Source organism: Leptolyngbya sp. AN02str, from assembly GCF_050565595.1.
Lineage (GTDB): Bacteria > Cyanobacteriota > Cyanobacteriia > Elainellales > Elainellaceae > Kaiparowitsia.
In genome coordinates this window covers 119,416-140,502 of the sequence record NZ_JBNXVR010000001.1, presented here as the reverse complement: position 1 = coordinate 140,502, position 21,087 = coordinate 119,416, and the positions used below count along the sequence as shown (strand labels likewise).

At 52.7% G+C, this 21,087-nt stretch carries 21 protein-coding genes and 1 pseudogene; 15 read left to right on the top strand and 7 right to left on the bottom strand.

Annotation, left to right across the window (positions count from 1 at the left end; all coding sequences use genetic code 11):
- Positions 1-143 precede the first annotated feature (143 nt).
- Positions 144-698: a cell division protein SepF gene (locus ACQ4M4_RS00600; protein WP_430682499.1), complete on the top strand. Its 555-nt coding sequence runs from the start codon at positions 144-146 to the stop codon at positions 696-698.
- Between the two features lie 36 nt (positions 699-734).
- Here the strand turns inward: ACQ4M4_RS00600 and ruvB are convergent, their stop codons facing one another.
- The 3 genes and pseudogenes from ruvB to ACQ4M4_RS00585 form a co-directional block, all read right to left on the bottom strand.
- Complete coding sequence (ruvB, locus tag ACQ4M4_RS00595) at positions 735-1,841, bottom strand: Holliday junction branch migration DNA helicase RuvB (protein ID WP_430682498.1); 1,107 nt, start codon at positions 1,839-1,841, stop codon at positions 735-737.
- Between the two features lie 147 nt (positions 1,842-1,988).
- Complete coding sequence (locus ACQ4M4_RS00590; RefSeq protein ID WP_430682735.1) at positions 1,989-2,132, bottom strand: hypothetical protein; 144 nt, start codon at positions 2,130-2,132, stop codon at positions 1,989-1,991.
- A gap of 270 nt (positions 2,133-2,402) precedes the next feature.
- Positions 2,403-2,543, bottom strand: a pseudogene (locus ACQ4M4_RS00585) (maltose acetyltransferase domain-containing protein); the annotation flags it as partial.
- Positions 2,544-3,108: 565 nt separating this feature from the next.
- Here ACQ4M4_RS00585 and ACQ4M4_RS00580 point away from each other — a divergent pair.
- The 11 genes from ACQ4M4_RS00580 (at position 3,109) to ACQ4M4_RS00530 (ending at position 15,636) form a co-directional block, all read left to right on the top strand.
- Positions 3,109-4,749, top strand: a complete 1,641-nt coding sequence (locus ACQ4M4_RS00580; protein WP_430682497.1) for an ABC transporter substrate-binding protein — start codon at positions 3,109-3,111, stop codon at positions 4,747-4,749.
- Between the two features lie 270 nt (positions 4,750-5,019).
- Positions 5,020-5,943, top strand: a complete 924-nt coding sequence (locus ACQ4M4_RS00575; RefSeq protein WP_430682496.1) for an ABC transporter permease — start codon at positions 5,020-5,022, stop codon at positions 5,941-5,943.
- A gap of 38 nt (positions 5,944-5,981) precedes the next feature.
- Positions 5,982-6,878 carry a nickel transporter permease gene (nikC, locus tag ACQ4M4_RS00570; protein ID WP_430682495.1) on the top strand — a complete coding sequence of 299 codons (897 nt, stop codon included), beginning with the start codon at positions 5,982-5,984 and terminating at the stop codon, positions 6,876-6,878.
- An 86-nt stretch (positions 6,879-6,964) separates the two neighbouring features.
- Positions 6,965-7,972 (top strand): ABC transporter ATP-binding protein, encoded by a 1,008-nt coding sequence (locus ACQ4M4_RS00565; protein ID WP_430682494.1) that lies wholly within the window; start codon positions 6,965-6,967, stop codon positions 7,970-7,972.
- Positions 7,973-8,032: 60 nt separating this feature from the next.
- Complete coding sequence (locus tag ACQ4M4_RS00560; RefSeq protein ID WP_430682493.1) at positions 8,033-9,046, top strand: ABC transporter ATP-binding protein; 1,014 nt, start codon at positions 8,033-8,035, stop codon at positions 9,044-9,046.
- 496 nt (positions 9,047-9,542) lie between these two features.
- The gene (locus ACQ4M4_RS00555; protein ID WP_430682492.1) at positions 9,543-10,973 is read left to right on the top strand and encodes a form I ribulose bisphosphate carboxylase large subunit; all 1,431 of its coding nucleotides are present in this window, start codon (positions 9,543-9,545) and stop codon (positions 10,971-10,973) included.
- Between the two features lie 57 nt (positions 10,974-11,030).
- Complete coding sequence (locus ACQ4M4_RS00550; RefSeq protein ID WP_430682491.1) at positions 11,031-11,438, top strand: chaperonin family protein RbcX; 408 nt, start codon at positions 11,031-11,033, stop codon at positions 11,436-11,438.
- A 146-nt stretch (positions 11,439-11,584) separates the two neighbouring features.
- Complete coding sequence (locus ACQ4M4_RS00545) at positions 11,585-11,947, top strand: ribulose bisphosphate carboxylase small subunit (protein ID WP_430682490.1); 363 nt, start codon at positions 11,585-11,587, stop codon at positions 11,945-11,947.
- A gap of 228 nt (positions 11,948-12,175) precedes the next feature.
- Positions 12,176-13,546 (top strand): AAA family ATPase, encoded by a 1,371-nt coding sequence (locus ACQ4M4_RS00540; RefSeq protein ID WP_430682489.1) that lies wholly within the window; start codon positions 12,176-12,178, stop codon positions 13,544-13,546.
- 748 nt (positions 13,547-14,294) lie between these two features.
- A complete protein-coding gene (locus tag ACQ4M4_RS00535) occupies positions 14,295-15,098 on the top strand; it encodes a bacteriorhodopsin (protein ID WP_430682488.1) in 804 nt (267 codons plus the stop codon).
- Positions 15,099-15,267: 169 nt separating this feature from the next.
- Positions 15,268-15,636: a hypothetical protein gene (locus tag ACQ4M4_RS00530; protein ID WP_430682487.1), complete on the top strand. Its 369-nt coding sequence runs from the start codon at positions 15,268-15,270 to the stop codon at positions 15,634-15,636.
- Between the two features lie 106 nt (positions 15,637-15,742).
- On the opposite strand, the gene queA is transcribed toward ACQ4M4_RS00530, so the two are convergent.
- Positions 15,743-16,915 carry a tRNA preQ1(34) S-adenosylmethionine ribosyltransferase-isomerase QueA gene (gene queA / locus ACQ4M4_RS00525; protein ID WP_430682486.1) on the bottom strand — a complete coding sequence of 391 codons (1,173 nt, stop codon included), beginning with the start codon at positions 16,913-16,915 and terminating at the stop codon, positions 15,743-15,745.
- 150 nt (positions 16,916-17,065) lie between these two features.
- Between queA and ACQ4M4_RS00520 the strand changes: the two genes are divergently transcribed.
- On the top strand, positions 17,066-17,455 hold the full coding sequence (locus ACQ4M4_RS00520; protein WP_430682485.1) for a hypothetical protein: 390 nt from the start codon (positions 17,066-17,068) through the stop codon (positions 17,453-17,455).
- Between the two features lie 215 nt (positions 17,456-17,670).
- Here the strand turns inward: ACQ4M4_RS00520 and ACQ4M4_RS00515 are convergent, their stop codons facing one another.
- Positions 17,671-17,997 (bottom strand): MgPME-cyclase complex family protein, encoded by a 327-nt coding sequence (locus tag ACQ4M4_RS00515; protein ID WP_430682484.1) that lies wholly within the window; start codon positions 17,995-17,997, stop codon positions 17,671-17,673.
- Positions 17,994-18,716 carry a pyridoxine 5'-phosphate synthase gene (locus tag ACQ4M4_RS00510; RefSeq protein ID WP_430682483.1) on the bottom strand — a complete coding sequence of 241 codons (723 nt, stop codon included), beginning with the start codon at positions 18,714-18,716 and terminating at the stop codon, positions 17,994-17,996. The genes ACQ4M4_RS00515 and ACQ4M4_RS00510 overlap by 4 nt, the downstream gene beginning before the upstream one ends.
- A 429-nt stretch (positions 18,717-19,145) precedes the next feature.
- Between ACQ4M4_RS00510 and ACQ4M4_RS00505 the strand changes: the two genes are divergently transcribed.
- Positions 19,146-19,823: an HAD family hydrolase gene (locus ACQ4M4_RS00505; protein WP_430682482.1), complete on the top strand. Its 678-nt coding sequence runs from the start codon at positions 19,146-19,148 to the stop codon at positions 19,821-19,823.
- Positions 19,824-19,860: 37 nt separating this feature from the next.
- Here the strand turns inward: ACQ4M4_RS00505 and ACQ4M4_RS00500 are convergent, their stop codons facing one another.
- Positions 19,861-20,727: a phosphatidate cytidylyltransferase gene (locus ACQ4M4_RS00500; RefSeq protein ID WP_430682481.1), complete on the bottom strand. Its 867-nt coding sequence runs from the start codon at positions 20,725-20,727 to the stop codon at positions 19,861-19,863.
- Positions 20,728-20,809: 82 nt separating this feature from the next.
- Here ACQ4M4_RS00500 and ACQ4M4_RS00495 point away from each other — a divergent pair, with 82 nt between their 5' ends.
- Positions 20,810-20,935: a hypothetical protein gene (locus ACQ4M4_RS00495; protein WP_430682480.1), complete on the top strand. Its 126-nt coding sequence runs from the start codon at positions 20,810-20,812 to the stop codon at positions 20,933-20,935.
- Positions 20,936-21,087: the final 152 nt, after the last annotated feature.

The window sequence follows — 21,087 nt, the reverse complement described above, 5'->3', positions numbered from 1 at the left end:
CTTAGCGTGATGGCGGCGGAAAAAACTGGTGATGTTCGTCACATCTGCTGACTGAAGCGCTTCCTAACCAATTTGAATCAGGCGGTATTCGTCTCATAAAAATTACTCTAAAATAGAACAAATGAACTATAAAGGTCGTAGCCATGACTTTTTTCCAGCGCTTACAGGATGTTCTGGGGATTGGGGAGTCCTATGAGGACGAGGGATACGAGGACGAACTCTACGATGAAGAATACGTCTACCCCGAGGGCTACTCAGAGCGCCAAGGCTATGGTCGTCGCCGGGTTGTGGCGGAAGATGCTGGTGCCAACAAGGTTGTCGGTATGCCGCGTCTTCCTGCTGGCCAGCCCGAGGTCGTTCTCATGGAGCCTCGGACTTTTGAAGAAATACCCCAAGCGGTACGGGCGTTGAGAGAACGGAAGTCTGTCGTGCTGAATTTGGGGATGATGGATCCGGATCAGGCTCAGCGGGCGGCTGACTATGTGGCGGGTGGCGCTTATGCGGTGGATGGGCACCAAGAGCGGTTGGGTGACCACATCTTTCTGTTCACGCCAAGCTTTGTGCAAATCAGCAGCTATTCTGGTATTCCACCGTTGCAACCTCAGTCGGCAACCATGGCACAAGTGATCAGTCCGTCGCTCCAGGGCTCTACTCAGGGCTCTACCCCTGGAGTCCCGTTCCCAAATCCGTCGCTGTAGTGCGCGATCGCACACTACGGCGATCGCTCCAGCGTGCTAATGCATAAAAGACAGTTGGCTGTCGGGTGGAGTGTAGCCCAGGTGTTTCCATGCGGCTGCGGTGGCGACTCGTCCGCGTGGAGTGCGGTTGAGGTAGCCAATTTGCATCAGATAGGGTTCGTAGACTTCTTCGATGGTTTGGGAATCTTCACCCGTGGCAGCGGCAATGGTTTCTAGCCCAACGGGGCCTCCGCCATAGTTTTCGATCATGACGGAGAGCATACGGCGATCGGTCCAGTCGAGGCCGCAAGGGTCTACATTAAATAGTTCCAGTGCCTCAGCCGCGATCGCTTCTCGAATGGACTCGCCAGCCGCTTTGACCTCGACAAAGTCGCGGACACGGCGCAGCAGACGGTTAGCAATTCGAGGAGTACCGCGCGATCGCCGAGCAATTTCTTCTGCTCCATCTTGAGTGATGGGTGTGTTCAAAATTTCTGCCGCGCGTAGCACAATCAGCGTCAACTCATCCAATTCATAAAACCGGAGCCGCTGCACTAACCCAAAGCGATCGCGCAGGGGCGAACTGAGGGCACCGACCCGCGTGGTAGCACCGACCAGCGTGAACTTTTGCAGGGGAATGCTGCGAGTGCGGGCACTTTGGCCTTTGCCGATGGTGATATCGATGCGCCCATCTTCCATCGCTGGATAAAGAATTTCTTCGGTGACGCGAGACAGGCGATGAATCTCGTCAATAAATAGAACGTCGCCAGGCTTTAAATTGACCAACAGGCCCACAATATCGCGAGGCCGCTCCAGGGCTGGGGCGGTGGTGATTTTGCAATCCACCCCCATTTCCTGTGCCAAGATCAGCGACATGGTGGTTTTGCCGAGTCCGGGGGGGCCATACAGCAGCAAATGATCGAGTGTTTCTTTGCGAGCTTGTGCGGCCTGAATGGCGATCGCCAACACTTCCTTCAAATCTTTTTGGCCCACGTAGTCTGCAAGTTGCTTTGGGCGCAGGCTTTCTTCGGGCTTGCCGAATTCTTCGGGTGCGCGCTCTGGCTGCAAAAGAACATTCTCGCTAGGACTCGCAGCCTGAGCAGCCCGTTTTGGAGAAGAGGAGTCCGCATTTGGATCGGGTTGCTTGGAGGAAATGATCGCCATGGCGTACTGAATTCTTGTAGCGGTGAAGCCGAAGCTTGGAATGATAAAAGATCGGATGTATTAAAGATCGAATGTTCTCATCATACGCTTCATTGCTGATTCGGCGCTATGTCGATGGCGTTGCGTTGGGTAGAGGTGGCGATCGCATTATTCAAGACTGGCTGGTGGGGTGAGACTCCGCACAACTCGACAGGGATTGCCAACTGCAACGACATTGGCTGGAATATTTTTGGTGACAACGCTGCCTGCGCCAATGGTGGTGTTGTCACCAATGGTGACTCCAGGACACACGATCGCGCCACCGCCTAGCCACACATTATTGCCAATGCGGACAGGTGCGGCTAACTCGCGCCCCGTCAGGCGTAGCTCTGGCTCAACGGGATGGTATGCCGCATAGATTTGCACACGTGGAGCACACAACACATCGTTGCCAATGTGGACAGTATTGCAATCAAGAATGACGCAACCTGTGTTCATATACACGCGATCGCCCAGGTGAATGTGCACTCCATAATCACAATAAAACGGCGGCACAATCGTGAGCGATGTGCCTATACTGCCCAACAGCTCATGGAGTAATTCTTGACGTTGATTGAATGCGTCAACGTCGGTTGCGTTGTAGCGCTGCAACAGACGGCCAGCTCTCTGCGATGCAGTAACAAGCTCCGAATCACTAGCAAGATACAGTTCGCCAGCGAGCATTTTTTCTCGTTCTGTTTTTTCTGATTTAAACATTGCAATTTGCTACAAATTTCACGATTCAAAATTTCAGTTTTCTCTATTAAGAGTAATCGATAGATTCCTTTTCAAGACTGAATTTGAGCGGTTTTTCAATAGGGCTTTGTAGAGAAAATTTTGAAAATAAAGCACTGTGAAGAACCTAAAGATTTGATTAAGGATAATTCAATCTTGAACGTCTAAAAAACAGTGAACTGCTAGAGATTCAGCACAATTTGGGCAATGTATTGTGCACTACTCTCTCGTTCATGTAAGCGATCGCTGACTTTTCCTTATTGCTCTGTCTGTATACTGCATACATTCATCTTTAAGATGAAAAGTTGCTTTGCAATAACTCACGTCAGTTGAGTAGGTGCAAAGCAGTAGCCTCCTCATCATTCTGTGCACCTCCAGCAATAGGTGCGATCGCTAAACTTTTAGATTTCTTGCATCAGTTCCAGGCTGTCGGGCAAGATTGACCGCCCCCATTCTTGTCAGGTTCAAGCAAGAAATCTATTGCCTTCAACTGCACCTGAGACGGTCTACCACCATGAATCTTCAGAAGTTTTTGAAACCTATTTCGACAACAAAACCTCAATGGCTAACGGCAAGTCTTGCTCTGGTCTTGCTCTTGGCGACAGCGTGTACCGGTGGCTCCACCAACACCAGCACCAACACTGATCCCGCTACAGCTTCCAGTGCCGAGGGCGGAACTCTGGTTTGGGCACGCTACGGCGATGCCGATTCCCTCGATCCACACCGCACCACCACCACCCTTTCCTGGCAAATCTTTGATCAGCTCTACGACACCCTTTTAGCATTCGACGATAACGGCGAGATTGTGCCGAATCTGGCCAGCGAGTGGCAGGTCAATGACGACGGCACCGAAGTAACTTTTACCCTCAATCCCGGCATTCAGTGTCACGATGGCACCCCATTCGATGCTAACGACGTGAAGTACACTGCCGATCGCGCCATCAGCAACGACAACCCCAGCGTTACCAAAGGAGCCTGGGGGCCAATTTCGGAAGTGCAAGTGGTGGATGATCAAACCGTCACCTTCCGATTCGCCTCACCGTTTGGGGCGTTTCTCTCCTTCATGGCAGACCCGTTTGCCAGCATGCTCTGCGATAGCAACGCCGATGCCGGGACCCAGTTTGGTGTGAGCAGCGCCATTGGGACTGGCCCCTGGAAACTGGTCAGTTGGACCAAGGGCGACGAAATCGTGCTGGATAAAAATGAAAACTATCAGAAATTTGGGCGACCGGTCGAAAACCCTGGTGCGCCCTACCTCGATCGCCTCGTTGTTCGCCAAATCCCCGAAGCCCAAACGCGGTTGGCTGGCCTACAAACGGGTGAGGTGCAGCTAATCGTAAATCCTCCATTGGATGATTTGGATGCCGTTCGGAACGACGACAACCTGGAACTGCACGTTGCTGAAAACACGGGACAAAACTTCTTCTTTGAATTCACCATTTCGCGCCCACCATTCAACGATATTCGCGCCCGTCAAGCCGTGGCCCATGCAGTCGATGTGGATGCAGCGATCCAAACCGCTTTTGGAGATGACCTGGTACAGCGCGAGCGTTGTCCCATCAGCCGGGGCGTGTTCGCCAACGATCAAGATTTCTGCGCACAGCATGGCTACGAGCATGACCCCGATCGCGCCAAAGAACTGTTGGCTGAACTCGGTTACTCTCCCGAAAACCCCATGAAGGTCATCCTGATGACCTCCACGGGCGACAACCGTGAAAAGATGGTGCAAATTTTTCAGAGCCAGTTAGCCCAGGTTGGGATTGATGCCCAACTGGAGACCATGGACATTGGCACGCTTAACGCTCGGGTGAAGCAGGAAAACGAAAAGACTAGCGGTCCCAGCACCTTTGACCTGATGGATTGGGCTTGGTTTGACCCCGACATTCTCTATCAGCTCTGGCATTCGCCAGGAGCCTACAGCGGCTACCAAAGTCCCGAACTCGACGCCATGCTAGAGCAAACCCGCACCACTGTTGATCAGGAGGAGCGCCGCGCCGCTGTCAACGACGTGATGGAATATCTGCTCACGAATGCGGTGCATGTGCCGCTTTATACGCCGGGTTCCCTCTGGGTGTATGCCACCCGCAGCAATGTTGAAGGCTACAAGATTGGGCCATTTAATCGGCCTGTCTTCAACGATGTAAGGCTGCAATAGATACCCTTGCGGGGCATCGGATGCCATGTTCCTCGTAACTGTCTGAACTGACGCATGGGTGTTGTGTGTAGAGTGCGTTTCACCCCACACACAACACAAACACACTCGATTCTTGCGTCAGTTCCAACTGCTTTTGTTGCATTTAGGACTTACGCAGTTGAATGATTTTTGGAGCGCTTAGCGCTCCAAAAATCATTCAACCCCTGGTTTTTCGGATGAAGTGCGTAAGTCCTAGCACTGTGTTCTATCCAAGTCTGAGCTGGCAATTTCATGACCCGTTATCTCATCAAGCGTATTTTGGGCGGACTGTTCACGATTTGGATTACAACGATTGCCGTCACGCTCCTGATCCACTTGGTTCCAGGTGATCCGGTGCAGATTATGTATGCGCAGTCTCAATCCACCACACCTGAACAACTCGAGCAAATTCGCCAAAACTTGGGGCTCGATCGCCCAATTTGGGAGCAGTACCTCATGTACATGGGGCGCATTTTGCGCGGTGACTTTGGCACAACGATTCGAGGGAATCAACCTGTCTTGGATTTGCTGCTGGTGCGCTTGCCCAACACGTTATTGCTGGCGGTCAGTAGCCTGCTGGTGACGATGGTGGTGGGTGTCCTATCGGGAGTCTTTGCAGCGTATCGGCGCGGCACCTGGCTGGATACAACGCTGATGGCCGGATCAATTTTGGGAATTTCAGTCCCAAGCTTTTGGTTGGGGTTGATGTTGATTTATGTGTTCTCGATTCGCTTGGGGTGGTTTCCGGTATCGGGAACTGACCTAAAGAATCTGGTGTTGCCTGCCATTACGCTGGGCTTGGCCAATGCCGCCTCAGTTGCCCGACTTACCCGTTCCTCCATGCTGGATGTGCTGTCGCAGGATTACATGCGCACTGCTCGCGCTAAAGGGTTGGGCGAGAATGTGGTGCTGTCGCGCCATGCATTTCGCAATGGCATGGTGAATGTCGTGAATATGTTGGGGTTGCAGTTTACCTACATGATGGGTGGGGCGATCGTGGTGGAAAACGTGTTTGCCTGGAATGGCATTGGGCGCTTGGCGATTCAGTCGATCTTTCAACGGGACTATCCCACGATTCAGGGATTCATTCTCATCTTTGCGACGGTGGTGGTGCTGGTGTCTATCCTGCTGGATTTGCTGTACGTGTGGATCGATCCACGCATTACGTACAACTAACGATTTCACGTATTTGGCAGCTTACGTTTGCTGGTGCTATGACTCAACCGTTTCTTCGCGCGGCGGCTTCTGTGGGAGAGAACGCTCTCAAATCCAAAGAATTTCGCCAGTTTCTGCGGGTGCTATTGCGTAGTCCGGGTTCCAAGCTGGGCGCGTTCATTTTGCTGGTGTTGCTGCTGGTGGCCGTATTTGCCCCGGCGATCGCCCCCTTTGAACCCACCCAAATGAATGCTGGTCCCACCCTAGAGCCTCCTAGTCCCGCTCATTGGTTTGGCACCGATGAGTTTGGCCGCGATTTGTTTAGCCGAGTGGTGTATGGCAGTCGGCTCACCCTCATGATTGGTTTGATTGCCGTGGGCATTTCTATGACGGTGGGGGTGCTGTTTGGACTGGTAGCGGGCTATGCCGGAGGCTGGGTTGAAGCGATTCTGATGCGATCGATGGATGTGCTGTTTTCCTTCACCGAAACGCTGATTGCGTTGGCAGCGGTAGCGGTGCTGGGGCCAAGTTTGCAAAATGCCATGATTGCCGTCGGCATTAGCGCGATTCCGTTCTATGCGCGGGTTACTTATGGCGCGGTGCTGGTGGAAAAGAACAAAGAATATTTCAAAGCCGCACAGGCTGTTGGTGCAAAGCATGGGCGGCTGATCTTTCGTCACTTACTGCCCAATATCCTGTCGCCCATTATTGTGGTGGCAACGGTGGGCGTATCGGTGGCGGTGCTGTCGGCCTCGGCGCTATCGTTCTTGGGCCTGGGTGCGCAGCCGCCCTCGCCGGAGTGGGGCGCAATTTTGGCGGCAGGGCGCGATTACTTTCGTCGGGCTCCGTGGGTGACGACCTTTCCTGGGCTGGCGATTGTGGTCACGGTGTTGGGATTTAACCTGCTGGGGGATGGGTTGCGGGAAGCGCTTGACCCGCAACAGCGGCGATCGTGACGAGTCCCCACCGATGGGGTAATGGGATGGGCGGCAGTACCTCTTCTGCAGTACCGCCTCGATAGTGTTGCTAATGGATCGCAGTGATGAATCATCTGCTGAATGTTCAAAACTTGACGACTCGCTTTTATACTCGCAGCGGTGTGGTGCAGGCGGTAAACGACGTATCGTTTCATGTGGAAGCGGGCGAGACGCTGGGCATTGTGGGGGAGTCGGGTTCGGGCAAGAGCATGACGGTGTTATCCGTGGTGCGGCTGATTGAGCCACCGGGGCGAATTGAGGCGGGTGAGGTGTGGTTTGAGGGGCGTAACCTGCTGACCATGAGCCTGCCAGAGATTCGGGCGTTGCGCGGCAACGATATTGCCATGATTTTTCAAGACCCAATGACTTCGCTCAATCCGGTGCTGCGGATTGAACAGCAAATGACTGAGGCGATTCGGCTGCATTTGGGGTTGAACAAGGCCGATGCAAAGGCGAGAGCGGTGGAACTGTTGCATCGGGTGGGAATTCCTGGTGCAGCGGAGCGGATTCGCAACTTTCCCCATCAGTTTTCTGGTGGAATGCGGCAGCGGGTCATGATTGCGATGGCGTTGGCCTGTAATCCTAAACTGTTGATTGCTGATGAGCCAACTACTGCGCTGGATGTCACTATTCAGGCGCAGATTGTGGAGTTGATAAAACAGCTCAAGGCTGATTTGGGCATGTCGGTCATTTGGATTACCCACGATTTGTCGCTGCTGGCGGGATTGGCCGATCGCATTCTCGTGATGTATGCGGGCCAAATTGTGGAGTCGTCTCCTTTGCACATGCTCTATCAGAATCCGCGGCATCCCTACACGATTGGCTTGTTGCAAAGCATTCCCCGATTAGATGCGGTACGCCAGTCTCGACTGCAACCCATTGATGGTCTGCCGCCGAGCTTGGTGAATTATCCCAAGGGCTGCCCCTTTGCCGATCGCTGCCAGTGGGCGATCGCCCGTTGCCATGACGGAGATCCGCCGCTGGAACCAGTTGGCGATCGTCATCAAGTTGCTTGTTGGGTTAAACCGATGGGGGCAGAGGTTCTCAGCCCCTCCACGTCTACCTCAGCCTGATATTGCCAGCCTAATATTGCCCTGTTTAGCCAACGAGTTCTGAGCTTTTTGTTTGCTGCTATGCTGCACACTACCCCACGCGATCGCCCCCTCACCTTGACCGAAACCCTACTCCGGATTCGTGATCTCAAAGTCCATTTCCCCATCTTTCAGGGAATCGTGTTTCAGCGGCGTACCGGATGGATCAAAGCAGTCGATGGGCTCAATTTTGATATTTACAAGGGAGAAACGTTAGGGCTGGTTGGCGAATCAGGCTGCGGCAAGAGCACAACCGGACGAGCAATTTTGCAATTGCAACGGCCAACCGCTGGCGAAGTTTGGTTTAACGATACAAACCTGGTTGAGCTAGAAGGTGAGCGATTGCGCCAAACTCGACAGCGCATGCAAATGATTTTTCAAGACCCCTACGCCTCGCTGAATCCGCGCATTCCGGTTGGGGATACCATTGCGGAACCGCTGGAAATTTTTGGGCTTGCGGCAGGACAAACGAAGCGCGATCGCGTGTTGGAATTACTCGATGTGGTTGGGCTGAATGCCGATGTCATGGGGCGCTATCCGCATGAATTTTCCGGTGGGCAGCGGCAGCGGATTGTGATTGCGCGAGCTTTAGCGGTAAACCCCGACTTTATCGTGTGCGATGAACCGATCGCCGCACTAGATGTTTCGATTCAGGCACAGGTGGTGAACCTGATGCAGTCTCTTCAAGAAAGCCTAGGGCTAACCTACCTGTTTATTGCCCATGACTTGAGTGTGGTACGCCATATTAGCGATCGCATCGCGGTTATGTATCTGGGCAAGCTAATGGAATTGGCTGATCGCATCTCCCTATACGAAAATCCCCAACACCCGTACACGCAAGCCTTGCTCTCGGCGGTTCCCATTCCTGACCCAGCCTTAGAAGCGACCCGCCAGCGAATTGTGTTGGAGGGCGATGTTCCCAGCCCCAGCAATCCACCGGGCGGTTGTCCGTTTCATACCCGCTGCCCCTATGTTGAGCCACGCTGCCGGATCGAAGAGCCCGCCTTTCGCCAAATTGCTCCGGAGCATTTTGTCGCTTGCCATTTGGTGGCCTGACCCCATCGGCTCAGCTTGGTAGAGAGGCGATCGCGCCACAAATCTTTACAAAATTTGCTGTCATTAATCGCAATTTCTGTAATTAGAGTTAAATTTTTCAACCTTAGAAAAAAGGGCTGTTATTAGTAGGCGATCGCTTCAAAAAGTGTATGGGGCAACAATTTCCGTCTTGGGGCTGGCGTTTTGCGCCGCTGTATGCATCTTTACAAGACGTTAAAAATATAAATCTTGGTTATAGAGAGTCAAAGAAGTTTCAACGTTGAGCTTATTAGATCCCTGATATATTTTGTGTTGAACCCAAACGTCAGGGCACAACAACCTCATCAATATCTTGTTGCTGCTGTTCCACTGCTCTGAAATAAGACTTTGTTGATAGCACACTGGTGGCCGTTGGTGCGGCCAAGTTGCCACAGAGGGTAGAGCCTGGGCTTTTCAAGCCTCAGGGCGGGTTCGTATGTTTGTGTTCGGATCTAAGCGATTCACAGGAAGGGAAACGATGTCTTATTCACAAACCAAAACCCAGAGCAAATCTGGGTATGAGGCTGGGGTTAAGGATTACCGCTTAACGTACTACACGCCTGATTACACTCCCAAAGATACCGATATTTTGGCCGCCTTCCGGGTGACCCCTCAGCCAGGTGTGCCTCCCGAAGAGGCGGGCGCAGCCGTGGCCGCTGAGTCTTCGACGGGTACTTGGACCACTGTGTGGACCGACCTGTTGACCGACCTCGACCGCTACAAGGGCCGTTGCTACGACATCGAACCCGTACGTGGCGAAGATAACCAGTTCATCGCCTACATTGCCTATCCTCTCGATCTGTTCGAAGAAGGCTCTGTCACCAACCTGTTGACCTCCTTGGTGGGTAACGTGTTTGGTTTCAAAGCTCTGAAAGCGCTGCGTCTCGAAGACTTGCGCATTCCCGTTGCTTACCTCAAAACCTTCCAGGGACCTCCTCACGGGATTCAGGTAGAGCGCGACAAGATTAACAAGTACGGTCGTCCTTTGCTGGGTTGTACCATTAAGCCCAAGCTCGGTCTGTCGGCCAAGAACTACGGTCGTGCCGTTTACGAGTGTCTGCGCGGCGGTTTGGACTTCACCAAAGACGACGAAAACATCAACTCCCAGCCCTTCCAGCGCTGGCGCGATCGCTTCACCTTCGTTGCTGATGCCATCCACAAATCTCAGGCCGAAACGGGTGAAGTGAAAGGTCACTACCTGAACGTGACTGCCGCCACCTGCGAAGAAATGCTGAAGCGTGCTGAGTATGCCAAAGAACTCAACATGCCCATCATCATGCATGACTTCTTGACCGCTGGTTTCACCGCCAACACCACCCTGGCCCACTGGTGCCGCGACAACGGTGTTCTGCTCCACATTCACCGCGCCATGCACGCTGTGATCGACCGTCAAAAGAACCACGGTATTCACTTCCGCGTGTTGTCCAAGTGTTTGCGCATGTCTGGTGGTGACCACATCCACACCGGAACCGTTGTGGGTAAGCTAGAAGGCGACAAAGCCATCACCCTCGGTTTCATCGACCTGCTGCGTGAGAACTACGTCGAGAAAGATCCCTCTCGCGGTATCTACTTCACCCAAGACTGGGCTTCCATGCCTGGTGTTATGGCGGTTGCTTCCGGTGGTATCCACGTGTGGCACATGCCCGCTCTGGTTGAAATCTTTGGTGATGACTCGGTGCTGCAGTTTGGTGGTGGTACGCTGGGTCACCCCTGGGGTAACGCACCGGGTGCAACGGCAAACCGTGTTGCTTTGGAAGCTTGCGTACAAGCTCGTAACGAAGGCCGCGACCTCATGCGTGAAGGTGGCGACATCATCCGCGAAGCTTGCCGCTGGAGCCCTGAGTTGGCTGCTGCCTGCGAGCTGTGGAAGGAAATCAAGTTTGAGTTCGAAGCGGTTGATACCGTCTGATGAGGCTTTTGAGGTTTAGAAACAGGCATGCTTGTTTCTAAACCTCGGCACGACCCTATGGATCTGAAGCAGATTGCGAAGGATACGTCTAAAACGCTGGTTAGCTACTTGACCTATCAGGCCATGCGAACGGTGTTGGCTCAGCTCAATGAGACTGATCCGCCGCGGGCGCTTAAGCTGCATCAGTTCACCCTGAGTCAGCGAATCGAGAACAGCGAACCCTATATGGAAGCGTTGTTTCACGAAGATCAAGCACTGGCGTTTCGGATATTGACGGTGCGAGAGCACATTGCCGAAGAGATTGCTGATGTGTTGCCGGAAATGCTGCGAACGAGCATTCAACAGGCCAATATGCAGCAGCGTCGTCAGCAGTTGGAGCGCATGACGCAGGTAGATTCCACCCCAGATGACTGGCCTGTAGGCGAGGAAATCTCGGAGCCACAAGAGCCAAATTCGGAGGCTTGAGGGCGTGCTGAGCTGAGATGTGTATTGCTTGTTCGGGCAATTCGTTGCTTGATTTTTGGCTTCGGTGAATGGCTAGTTCAGGTTTTCTGATAGCTAGCCTTGTGTTTAGCCATCTAGTTCAACAGTATCGATAGATTGAGGACATCATGAAGACCTTACCCAAAGAGCGTCGTTACGAGACTTTTTCTTACTTGCCTCCGCTCACGGATGCTCAGATTGCACGGCAAATTCAGTACACCATCGATCAGGGCTACTTCCCCTGTATCGAGTTCAACGAAGATGCTGCTGCTGAGATCTACTACTGGACGATGTGGAAGCTGCCCATGTTCAACTGCACTTCTCCTCAAGAAGTGCTGAACGAAGTGCAGCAGTGCCGCTCGGAGTTCCCCAGTTCTTACATCCGTGTTGTGGCATTTGACAACGTGAAGCAGTGCCAGGTGATGAGCTTTATCGTACACAAGCCCAACTCTGGTAACAGCGGCAACTACGGTGGCGGCTACCGCTACTAAAGTTCACTCGGGATGGACTCGTTCCTTCCCAACCTAAAAAGCCTTAGATTCCCATCGGGTGGGGTAGCTCCCACCCTTTTTTGTCTCTACTTTTTGTCTCTGGCGATCGCCAAATTCTGGTGCCTCGCTGTCCTTTTGAATCGTTTGTTTTATGCCTAGCTACGCTTGGCATTAACCAAGCCTCTTCTCTGTTTCTATCAAGTTGCGATCGCGCAATTACGAGTTACTATGATGAGTTACTACATTCCACCTAAGTTTCTCGACCGATTGGCAGTTCACATCACCAAAAACTTTTTGGACCTGCCCAATGTAAAAGTGCCGTTGATTTTAGGAATTCACGGGCGCAAAGGCGAAGGCAAAACCTTTATGTGCGAGCTGGTGTTTAAGCGCATGGGCATTGGCGTGGTGCTGATGTCGGCGGGGGAACTGGAGAGTCCCGATGCGGGCGATCCGGCGCGCTTGATTCGGCTGCGGTATCGTGAGGCAGGCGAGTGGAGCCGGGTAAACGGACGCATGGCCGTGCTGATGATCAACGATGTAGATGCGGGCATTGGCCGGGTGGATGGCAGCACGCAGTACACCGTCAACACGCAGTTGGTGAACGCGACGTTGATGAATATTGCCGACAACCCCACCAATGTGCAGCTACCGGGAAGCTATGATGCCGAGCCGACGCAGCGGATTCCCGTTATCCTCACAGGAAACGACTTTGCCACGCTGTACGCGCCGCTGATTCGCGATGGCCGTATGGAAAAGTTCTTCTGGGATCCCACCCACGAAGACCGGGTTGGCATTGTCAGTGGTATGTTTGAGGCGGACGGCGTGTCCAAGTCGGACATTGAAAAGCTGGTGAACACTTTCCCAGCCCAGGCGACAGACTTTTTTGGAGCGTTGCGATCGCGCCTCTACGATGAGCAAATTGCCGAGCTGATCAACGCCATCGGCATCGACAAAATTTCCCAAAAGGTTGTCCATAGCGACGGCAAACCAACAGAGTTTCGCAAGCCCAACTTTACGCTGGGGCACTTGGTCGAGATTGGCAACGCCATGGTGCGCGAGCAAGATCGCATTCGCGAGCTGCGCTTGGTGGAGGAATATAATGTGGCGCTCAAGAGCCGGAATGTGAGCGATCGCCAACCAGCCTCTACCCCGGCCGCATCACCCCAGCCTTCTCCCAACGCCGACTCAACCGCTGCATCCTCGGGGGAATACTTTGCCTACTATGGCCACAGTAGCGATGTGCCCGACTACGAAACAACAAAGCCCAGAAACGGGAACGGACATGCAAATCATCAATCTCGCTCATCATCGTTAGATGTCGAGATTGTGGCTCAAATCGAAGAATTGATGCGGCAGGGCAATCAAGTTGCGATCGAGGTGGTAGATGCACGACGGTTTCGGACTGGATCGTGGCAGAGCTATGGCGTGTTTGATGGAGATGTCGGCAGGGCGATCGCCGCATTAGAAGCCTGTTTGCAAGAACATGCTCGCGATTATGTGCGAATCGTGGGCATTAGCGGGGCTGCCCTGGCGGGTGGCAAAGCCGATCGCCGCCGAATTTTAGAAACGGTGGTTCAGCGTCCAAGTTCCAACCGCTAGCCTGGTAGGTCACCACAGTCGTTTTGATGGGCTGCAAAACCCCGAAAACATTGATTTATGGGGTTGTGATCGGTTCGCAGTCTACCAAAACCCGCGTGGCAGGTGCCCAGAAGCGTCCATTCCAGGGTTGTATTGGGGTTGGGGTTTTGCGACCCCAATACACCAATTTGTCGAGGCTTGGTTGGCAACTGTTCAAAATCTGCGTGGCAGAGTGTTAGCAAGCGACATCTATTGCGGCAGGGCTCACGCCGTTGAATGCTACTTTGTGAATCAGGCATGGAGCATTGCTTCAAGGTCTGAGATTTTTGACGCAGGGTGGAAATCTCTGCCACAGCGCGTATTTGCCCTGAGGGGTGAGTGGATAGGACATTCAGCAGAAATGGCTGTGGACGTTTCAATTTTACGAGAGTGCAAATATAACTCTAGGTGGATAGCATAAGTTCGAATTTTGCAAGATTGTGGTTTCAAACAACACGACCATTGACCACGATTGCCAATTTTTTATCGTGTCACTTTCGCTGAGAGTCTTTCACTGCTTGATTTGCGCTGAAAAATGATTAATTGAGACGAGGTTTTGTTCAGCTCTGTTGTTCTGCATGACAGATTCGAATAGTCTCTTTTTCTAAATAAAAATGAGTCTCAAGTTCGTGCGTCTTTCCGAATTGCAAGCGGGCGATCGCTCACGGTTTGACGAACAGTTTGCTTGTTTGGTTTCTATTCATTCCTCATTCACCTAGTATCGAGACTCATGATGGATTTACAAGCTACATTTCACTGGATTTATGTTGTTGGAATGGCGATCGGAGCCATCTATTTCCTAGTATTAAGCCGCAACCCCAAAGGGGTGCCTTCGTATGAATATGCGGTGGCTGCCTTTATCCCAATTTGGTCTGGTCTGGCCTACATGGCGATGGCTTTGGGGCAAGGCAAGGTAGAAGTAGCAGGCCAGTTGGCCCACTATGCCCGCTACATTGACTGGATCGTGACGACACCGCTGCTGCTGCTGGCTTTGGGATGGACGGCCATGCACTACATTGCCAAAGACTGGACCATGATTGGTTCGTTGATGGGTACTCAGGTGGTGGTGGTGGTTTCGGGACTCGTTGCCGATATTTCTACGGTGCCTCATGTTCGATACCTTTGGTACCTTTGCGGTGTGGCTGCTTTTTTGGTGATTCTGTGGGGAATTTGGGGACCAATGCGTGCCAAAACCCGGGAACAAGGTGCAGAATTATCCAGTTTCTACGACAAGCTTCTGACCTACTTTACGGTGCTTTGGGTAAGCTATCCCATTGTTTGGATGATTGGCCCTTCAGGACTGGCGTTGATTCCTCAAAATTTAGAGACGTTTCTATTTTGTCTATTGCCCTTTTTCTCAAAAGTTGGGTTTAGCTTTTTAGACCTGAATGGGTTGCGAAATCTGCAAGATAAATCAACCGACGCTCGTATTGGTCGCGATCGCCGAGTTGGTAACATCTTCCAGTTATTTAATTTTTCAAATTCTTGGGGTCGCTCTCGCCGCCGTTCATCGCGGCGTCGCCTATCGCCTTAGATGCCTCTAGTTCTGCCGATTTACGGGTAAAACTCTCTAGATAACGATCCGGCAGTGTTGCCAGCAGTGCTGCTGGAGGAATGGGAAGCTTCCGTTTTTATTAATCGGTTTTTGCAAACACTCTTGTTATGATTTTGGCGATCGCAACCTGTAGAAAAGTTGGTCAAACATGGCTACTTCAACTGTTTTAGAGTTCATGCATCGCACTGCTGAAGACGAAACGTTGCGCCAACAGCTAGAGGCTCTTTTGGGGGTAGGAGATGGCAACATTAGCTCGGAGTCGGAGCTAGATGCAGCCGAAGGTGAAGCCCTTAAGGGCGATCGCGCACCCATTGTGGCCGAATTTGCTGCCCAGAATGGATATCCCTTTTCGGCAGACGAACTGGTAGCTGTTGTAGATGCCTTTCAACGGCATCAGAGCGGTCAGCTCTCAGATCAAGAGTTTGCCAAGGCGATTGGGGTACAACCTGCCGTGGCCGAAAGCTCTATCAATCGATTAACCCGATTTTTGAAAAAAACCTACCTGGGTTTAGATTGAGGCTGTTGCCTCATCCCAAGCTAGGTGTCGCCCTAGTCGGAGGCGCAAGGGGCTACGAACTGGAGATGCGTTCCTCGTGATCAATTGATCAATGAACCTGGCCCATCTACCCTTCGTCGCGATGCTGGGTCGTTCCCATTGGCACGGCACGACCTTCGGGCAAAATCAGCATGGCATCGCCAAACGAGTAGAACCGATACTGCTGAGCGATCGCCTCTTCGTACAGCGCTAGTAAACGCTTGCGCCCAATCAATGCGCTCACCATCATCATTAAGCTTGACTTGGGTAAGTGAAAGTTGGTGATGAGGCCGTCGATGGTGCGCCACTGATACCCAGGGTAAACAAACAAGCTTGTTTTTCCGCAATAGGGCTTGAGTTCGCCCTCTACCGATGCTCCTTCGAGCGCTCGGGTCGCAGTGGTGCCCACCGCTATCACGCGTCCCCCCTGGGCCTTGGTTTTGCGAATTTGCTCAACGGCGGACTCTGGCACCTCTAGCCACTCGCCATGCATCACATGGTTGGTGATCACGTCGGACTCGACAGGACGAAACGTGCCAACTCCAACATGCAGCGTGACAAAACACTGATCAATTCCCTTGGCTGTAAGCGTCGTTAACAGTTCGGGCGTAAAATGCAACCCGGCGGTGGGGGCCGCCGCAGAACCTGGGCGATCGCCAAATACGGTTTGATAGCGTTCTTCGTCGGCTGCGTCCGATTGGGTAATGTATGGGGGCAACGGCATGTGCCCAATCTCTTGCACGATCGCCAGCAACGACGTATGAGCCGGAAACTCAAACTGAATGAGTCGACCGGCTGTATCGGGATCCGCCGCCAGTACCGTAGCGGTCAGTTTGGGTACGGCATCTCCTAGATCATCGAGCGAAACATGGCGATCAAAAAATTCAATGCGGGCTCCGGGTTTGAGGCGACGACCCGGACGCACAAGCCCCAGCCAGCAATCGCGCTCTCGCTCCTCAAGTAGCAGCACCTCTACTTTGGCTCCGCCAACCTTGCGTCCAAACAAGCGGGCTGGAATGACCTGAGTATTGTTGAGAACGAGTAAATCTCCTGGCTTGAGCAGATTTGGTAAGTCTCGAAAGATGTGATGCGCATGAGTATGGGGCGAGGTAACGGCCAACAGCCGTGAACTATCGCGAGGCGTGGCAGGATGCTGGGCAATGCGATCGGGGGGCAGCTCATAATCGTAAGCCGCAAGCTGAAGATCCTCCGCCACATCCTGCTGCACATTTAGAGACTGGTTGAATACTCCTTTAGACATAGACTCCGGCTCTACTTCTTAAGCTTTTGAACAGATTGGGTGAAAACCCCCATGCGAGTTGGGGTGTCTTCCCGCTATTGAAACTCGGTTAAACCGCACACAATAAGGATGTACCAAATTACAGCCTTACATGTGCTTGGGGTTCTCGCTATGGAATATATCTATTACCTTGCGAATGCCAGCCTAACCCTCCGAATTGTGGAGTTTCTCCATCAGGCTTCCTGGTTGCCAGTTCGATTTCTAACGGTAATTCACCAGATTGATGGTTGGGTTGTCAAGGTCAAACTAGATGCCTTGATTCCACCAGAAGAAGATGCTGACTTTCGCGCCTTTTTGAATGAATTGGGTATTCCCTACGAGCCCGACATTCGAGTACGTATGGCGCTTTGGGGTTTAGAAATTGGTCAGTCTCCTGTGAGCGTTATGCGACGTTATCAGGTTGCTGTGGTGTCGCATGGGTATCCCGATCGCGGAGAGATTGAAGAATTTCGCAGACAGTTTGTTTCGGGATTGGGCTATTGTCCAGAAACGCTTGCCTAGGCTGTTTCTGTGAATGAGCATGGCAAAGTGGCTACATGTATGGCTGGCTCAAACGTTGCTAGATATGTGATGTAAACCGGAGAGAGCATGTTCCTTGGGGGCATGCTCTTTTGGTGTGTTGGCTAATGAGATGAGGCCAATCGAGGGGGGATTTTGGATGGCTCACCGATGGGGGGATTGGGTATGCCATCGGTGAGCGGGTGCAAGGGGAAGGGTTAGGCGATCGCCAACGAAGCCAACGGATCGGAAATCGAATTGCTTGGAGCCTCAAAGGAACCCGTTGCGACAAATTCCAGGCGGAGTTTGAGCCAGGTAATGAATTGAGAATTGGTTGACACGATGGCGGCAGCGGGCTTAGGCACTTGGGCGCTGACACTGGCCAGTTCGGGCGCATCAAGAAATGCCGGTTGCCGAACCAGCCAAAAATCAATCTCTTTGCCTTTTTCAGCGTAGTCGCGATACCGCTCTTTCAACACTTCATCAAGCGGCTCTTCTTCTAGTAAAAACTTTTCGCTTGCCAAGATGTAATAGTAAGTGGTCATAACTCTCCTTGAATGACGCGTTTCATATCGTGAACGGCGCGCTCTAGGCCAACCAACACGGCACGACTAATAATGGTGTGCCCAATGTTGAGTTCTTCCATGCCAGGAAGGCACGCGACGGGATAGGTATTCCAATAGGTGAGGCCATGCCCTGCGTTCACCCGAATGCCCAGCGCGATCGCTTGTTCACATCCAGCAGCAAGGATTGCCAATTCGCGGCTGCGGGTTTGCTCATCCTTGGCTTCGGCGTAGGTACCCGTATGCAGTTCGATAAACTGGGCACCGATCTTCGCTGAAGCTTGAATCTGCGCCTCGTTGGCATCAATGAACATGCTGACGGGGATATTGTGGCTTTGCAGTTGATCGACGACCCAGGCCATGCGATCGACTTGCCCAGCAACATCGAGGCCACCTTCAGTGGTGATCTCTTCTCGCCGCTCGGGAACCAACGTTACATAGTCGGGTTGAATGTCGAGGGCGATCGCCACCATTTCATCGGTCGCGGCCATTTCAAGATTGAGATGGGTGCGAACCGTTTGCCGCAACAGCCGCACATCGCGATCTTGAATATGACGCCGATCTTCCCGCAGATGCACGGTAATGCCATCGGCCCCGCCTAACTCCGCCAAAACTGCTGCCGCCACTGGGTCTGGTTCTACCGTGCGTCGGGCCTGCCGAATGGTGGCGACATGGTCAATGTTTACGCCTAAGGTTGGCAATGGATTTCTCCTTGATGCTCCAAATTCCATAATGCCATTAAGTCGCCTTCCCCAAGTAAGGCAGCCATGCGATCGCCGCAATTCTCAGTATGGGCTTTCAATACTCAACATTTGTGTTCGACAGGCACAAACGCTTGGGGTTGAACATCGAAAAAACTCACTGGCAGCGGGATGTTTTCGGGTTTGATTTCAGAATGCGAATTGCTGGTGCATCACCAAGGTTGGCCGAGCGAAACGGGAATCCGCCAGATGGAGGATAGGGAAATGTAAAAATTCTGTCATACTTGCGATGTCATGATCCTATATAAGTTGAGGTGGCACAGGTCAGCACATTGCCCCAATCCACTAGGTTGTAGCCTGTTCTAACCCTGCGCTTTTGGATGCTGGGTTTGACCCTTCCTCGCTTCGCTCTACCCATTGGAATCTTTTATGCTGAAGGCTCTTTTGTTCGACCTGGATGGAACCCTTGCCAATACCGATCCGCTTCACTATTTCACCTGGCAAGAGGTGATGTCTGAGTTTGGAATCACCATTGATGAGTCGTTTTACCAGTCGCGCTTTAGTGGCCGACTCAACGAAGCCATTTTGCAAGATTTGTTGCCGCATCTCACCCCCAAAGAAAACCAAAACTTGGCGGAATACAAAGAGGCGAAGTTTCGGGAGCGAACACTAGAACTGAGGCCCTTGCCTGGGTTGGGTGAGTTGCTTGCATGGAGCCATGCTCATGCGCTGCAACAGGCTGTAGTCACCAATGCTCCCAGTGCCAATACTCGCCATCTGCTCAAGGTGCTTGGCCTGGAGGAGGCATTTCCGGTGGTGGTGCTGGCGGAAGAGTTGCCCCAGGGCAAGCCCGATCCACTGCCCTACCAAACGGCGCTGAATCACTTGGGGATACAGGCCCACGAGGCGATCGCTTTTGAAGATTCTCCTTCGGGGATTCGCTCGGCGGTCGATGCCGAAATTTGCACAGTGGCGATCGCCTCCACCCATTCCCCCGATCACCTGCTAAACCTTGGTGCATCACTAGTCATTGCCGACTTTACCGATTTGCGGCTGGAGGCGCTATTGCGCTCTGCCCTGCAATCGGGAGAAGCGGTTGTGCAGTAACTAAAGTGGCTGCATTGAACTTGGTCGAACCATTTGCCTATCCCTGCAATAGCGGCAACAGCAGCGTTACAAAGTAGTAGACTAGCGGCGCGGTAAACACATAGCTATCTGCTCGATCGAGGATGCCGCCATGGCCAGGAATCAACTGGCCCGAATCTTTCACGCCAGCATCGCGCTTCATCATCGATTCGGTGAGGTCGCCTAGCAGGCTGGCAATGCCAATCAGTAAACCCAGCGCCATCCCCGTTAAGGGAAACCCTGGCCATCCCAAGAGCCAAGAGCCGATCGCTCCCACAATCACACTGCCCAACACGCCTGCGACAGCGCCCTCCACCGTCTTTTTGGGGCTAATGGCCGAGAGCCTGGTGCGGCCAATCATTTTGCCAAACACGTAAGCGCCAATATCGGCGGCCCAAATGCAGAAGAAGGCCAGCAGCGTAACGGTGAGCCCTGGCGGCATGGCGCGAATATCGAACGCGGTAGGAAAGTAGCCCCCAAAGGGCAGGTTGGAGGCTTCGGGCTGGCCGAGCGATCGCAACCGTACCCAGTAACTAGGCAAATAGCCTCCGTAAAACAGCCCCAGGATAGAAGATGAAATATCGGCGATCGTGGCAAGCTTGGGCTGAAACAGTAGGTAAAAGCAGATAAACGTTCCGGCCAGCGGCATGACGGTATCTGCCAACGGGGGCCACAGGGTGGAAATCACCAGCAGCGCTTGGCTCACGGCCAGCGTCGTTTTCGCGGCTGGGGCAATATTTTTGGCTCGAACCAGCTGAAAGTACTCTAGCTGCCCCAAGTACACCAACAGTGCAATACCAAGCGTGAAGTACCATCCGCCCAAAAACACCATCCCCAGCGCAACTGGAATGGCAACAAGGGCACTAACTAACCGTGACAAGGACATACAACACGCGACAGTAAAGACTCTTGGGGATTAATGTAACAAACTCGCTGCCAACCGCGTGACGACAAGCTGCTTCAACCAGATGCTTTTTAAGCAAAAATTCAACTTTTTTGCAGGTTGGACTGGGCAAATTTGGCAGATGGCGATGGGTCAACCGCCAATTCATTCTGCTCATGCATTGCTACTTGATGGCGATCGCCCTGGCTGAGACCAAGGCTGGGCAAGAGGTTCGTCTGAAGCGATCCGACTCTATAGGATCACACCATCCTCGCGAATCAGCCGCGAGGCTAAGGAGTGTGGTGAGTTCCTGACTCGGCAAAGGCTTGCAAGACGAGTTTTGTTGATTTTGTTCTGTCTCTC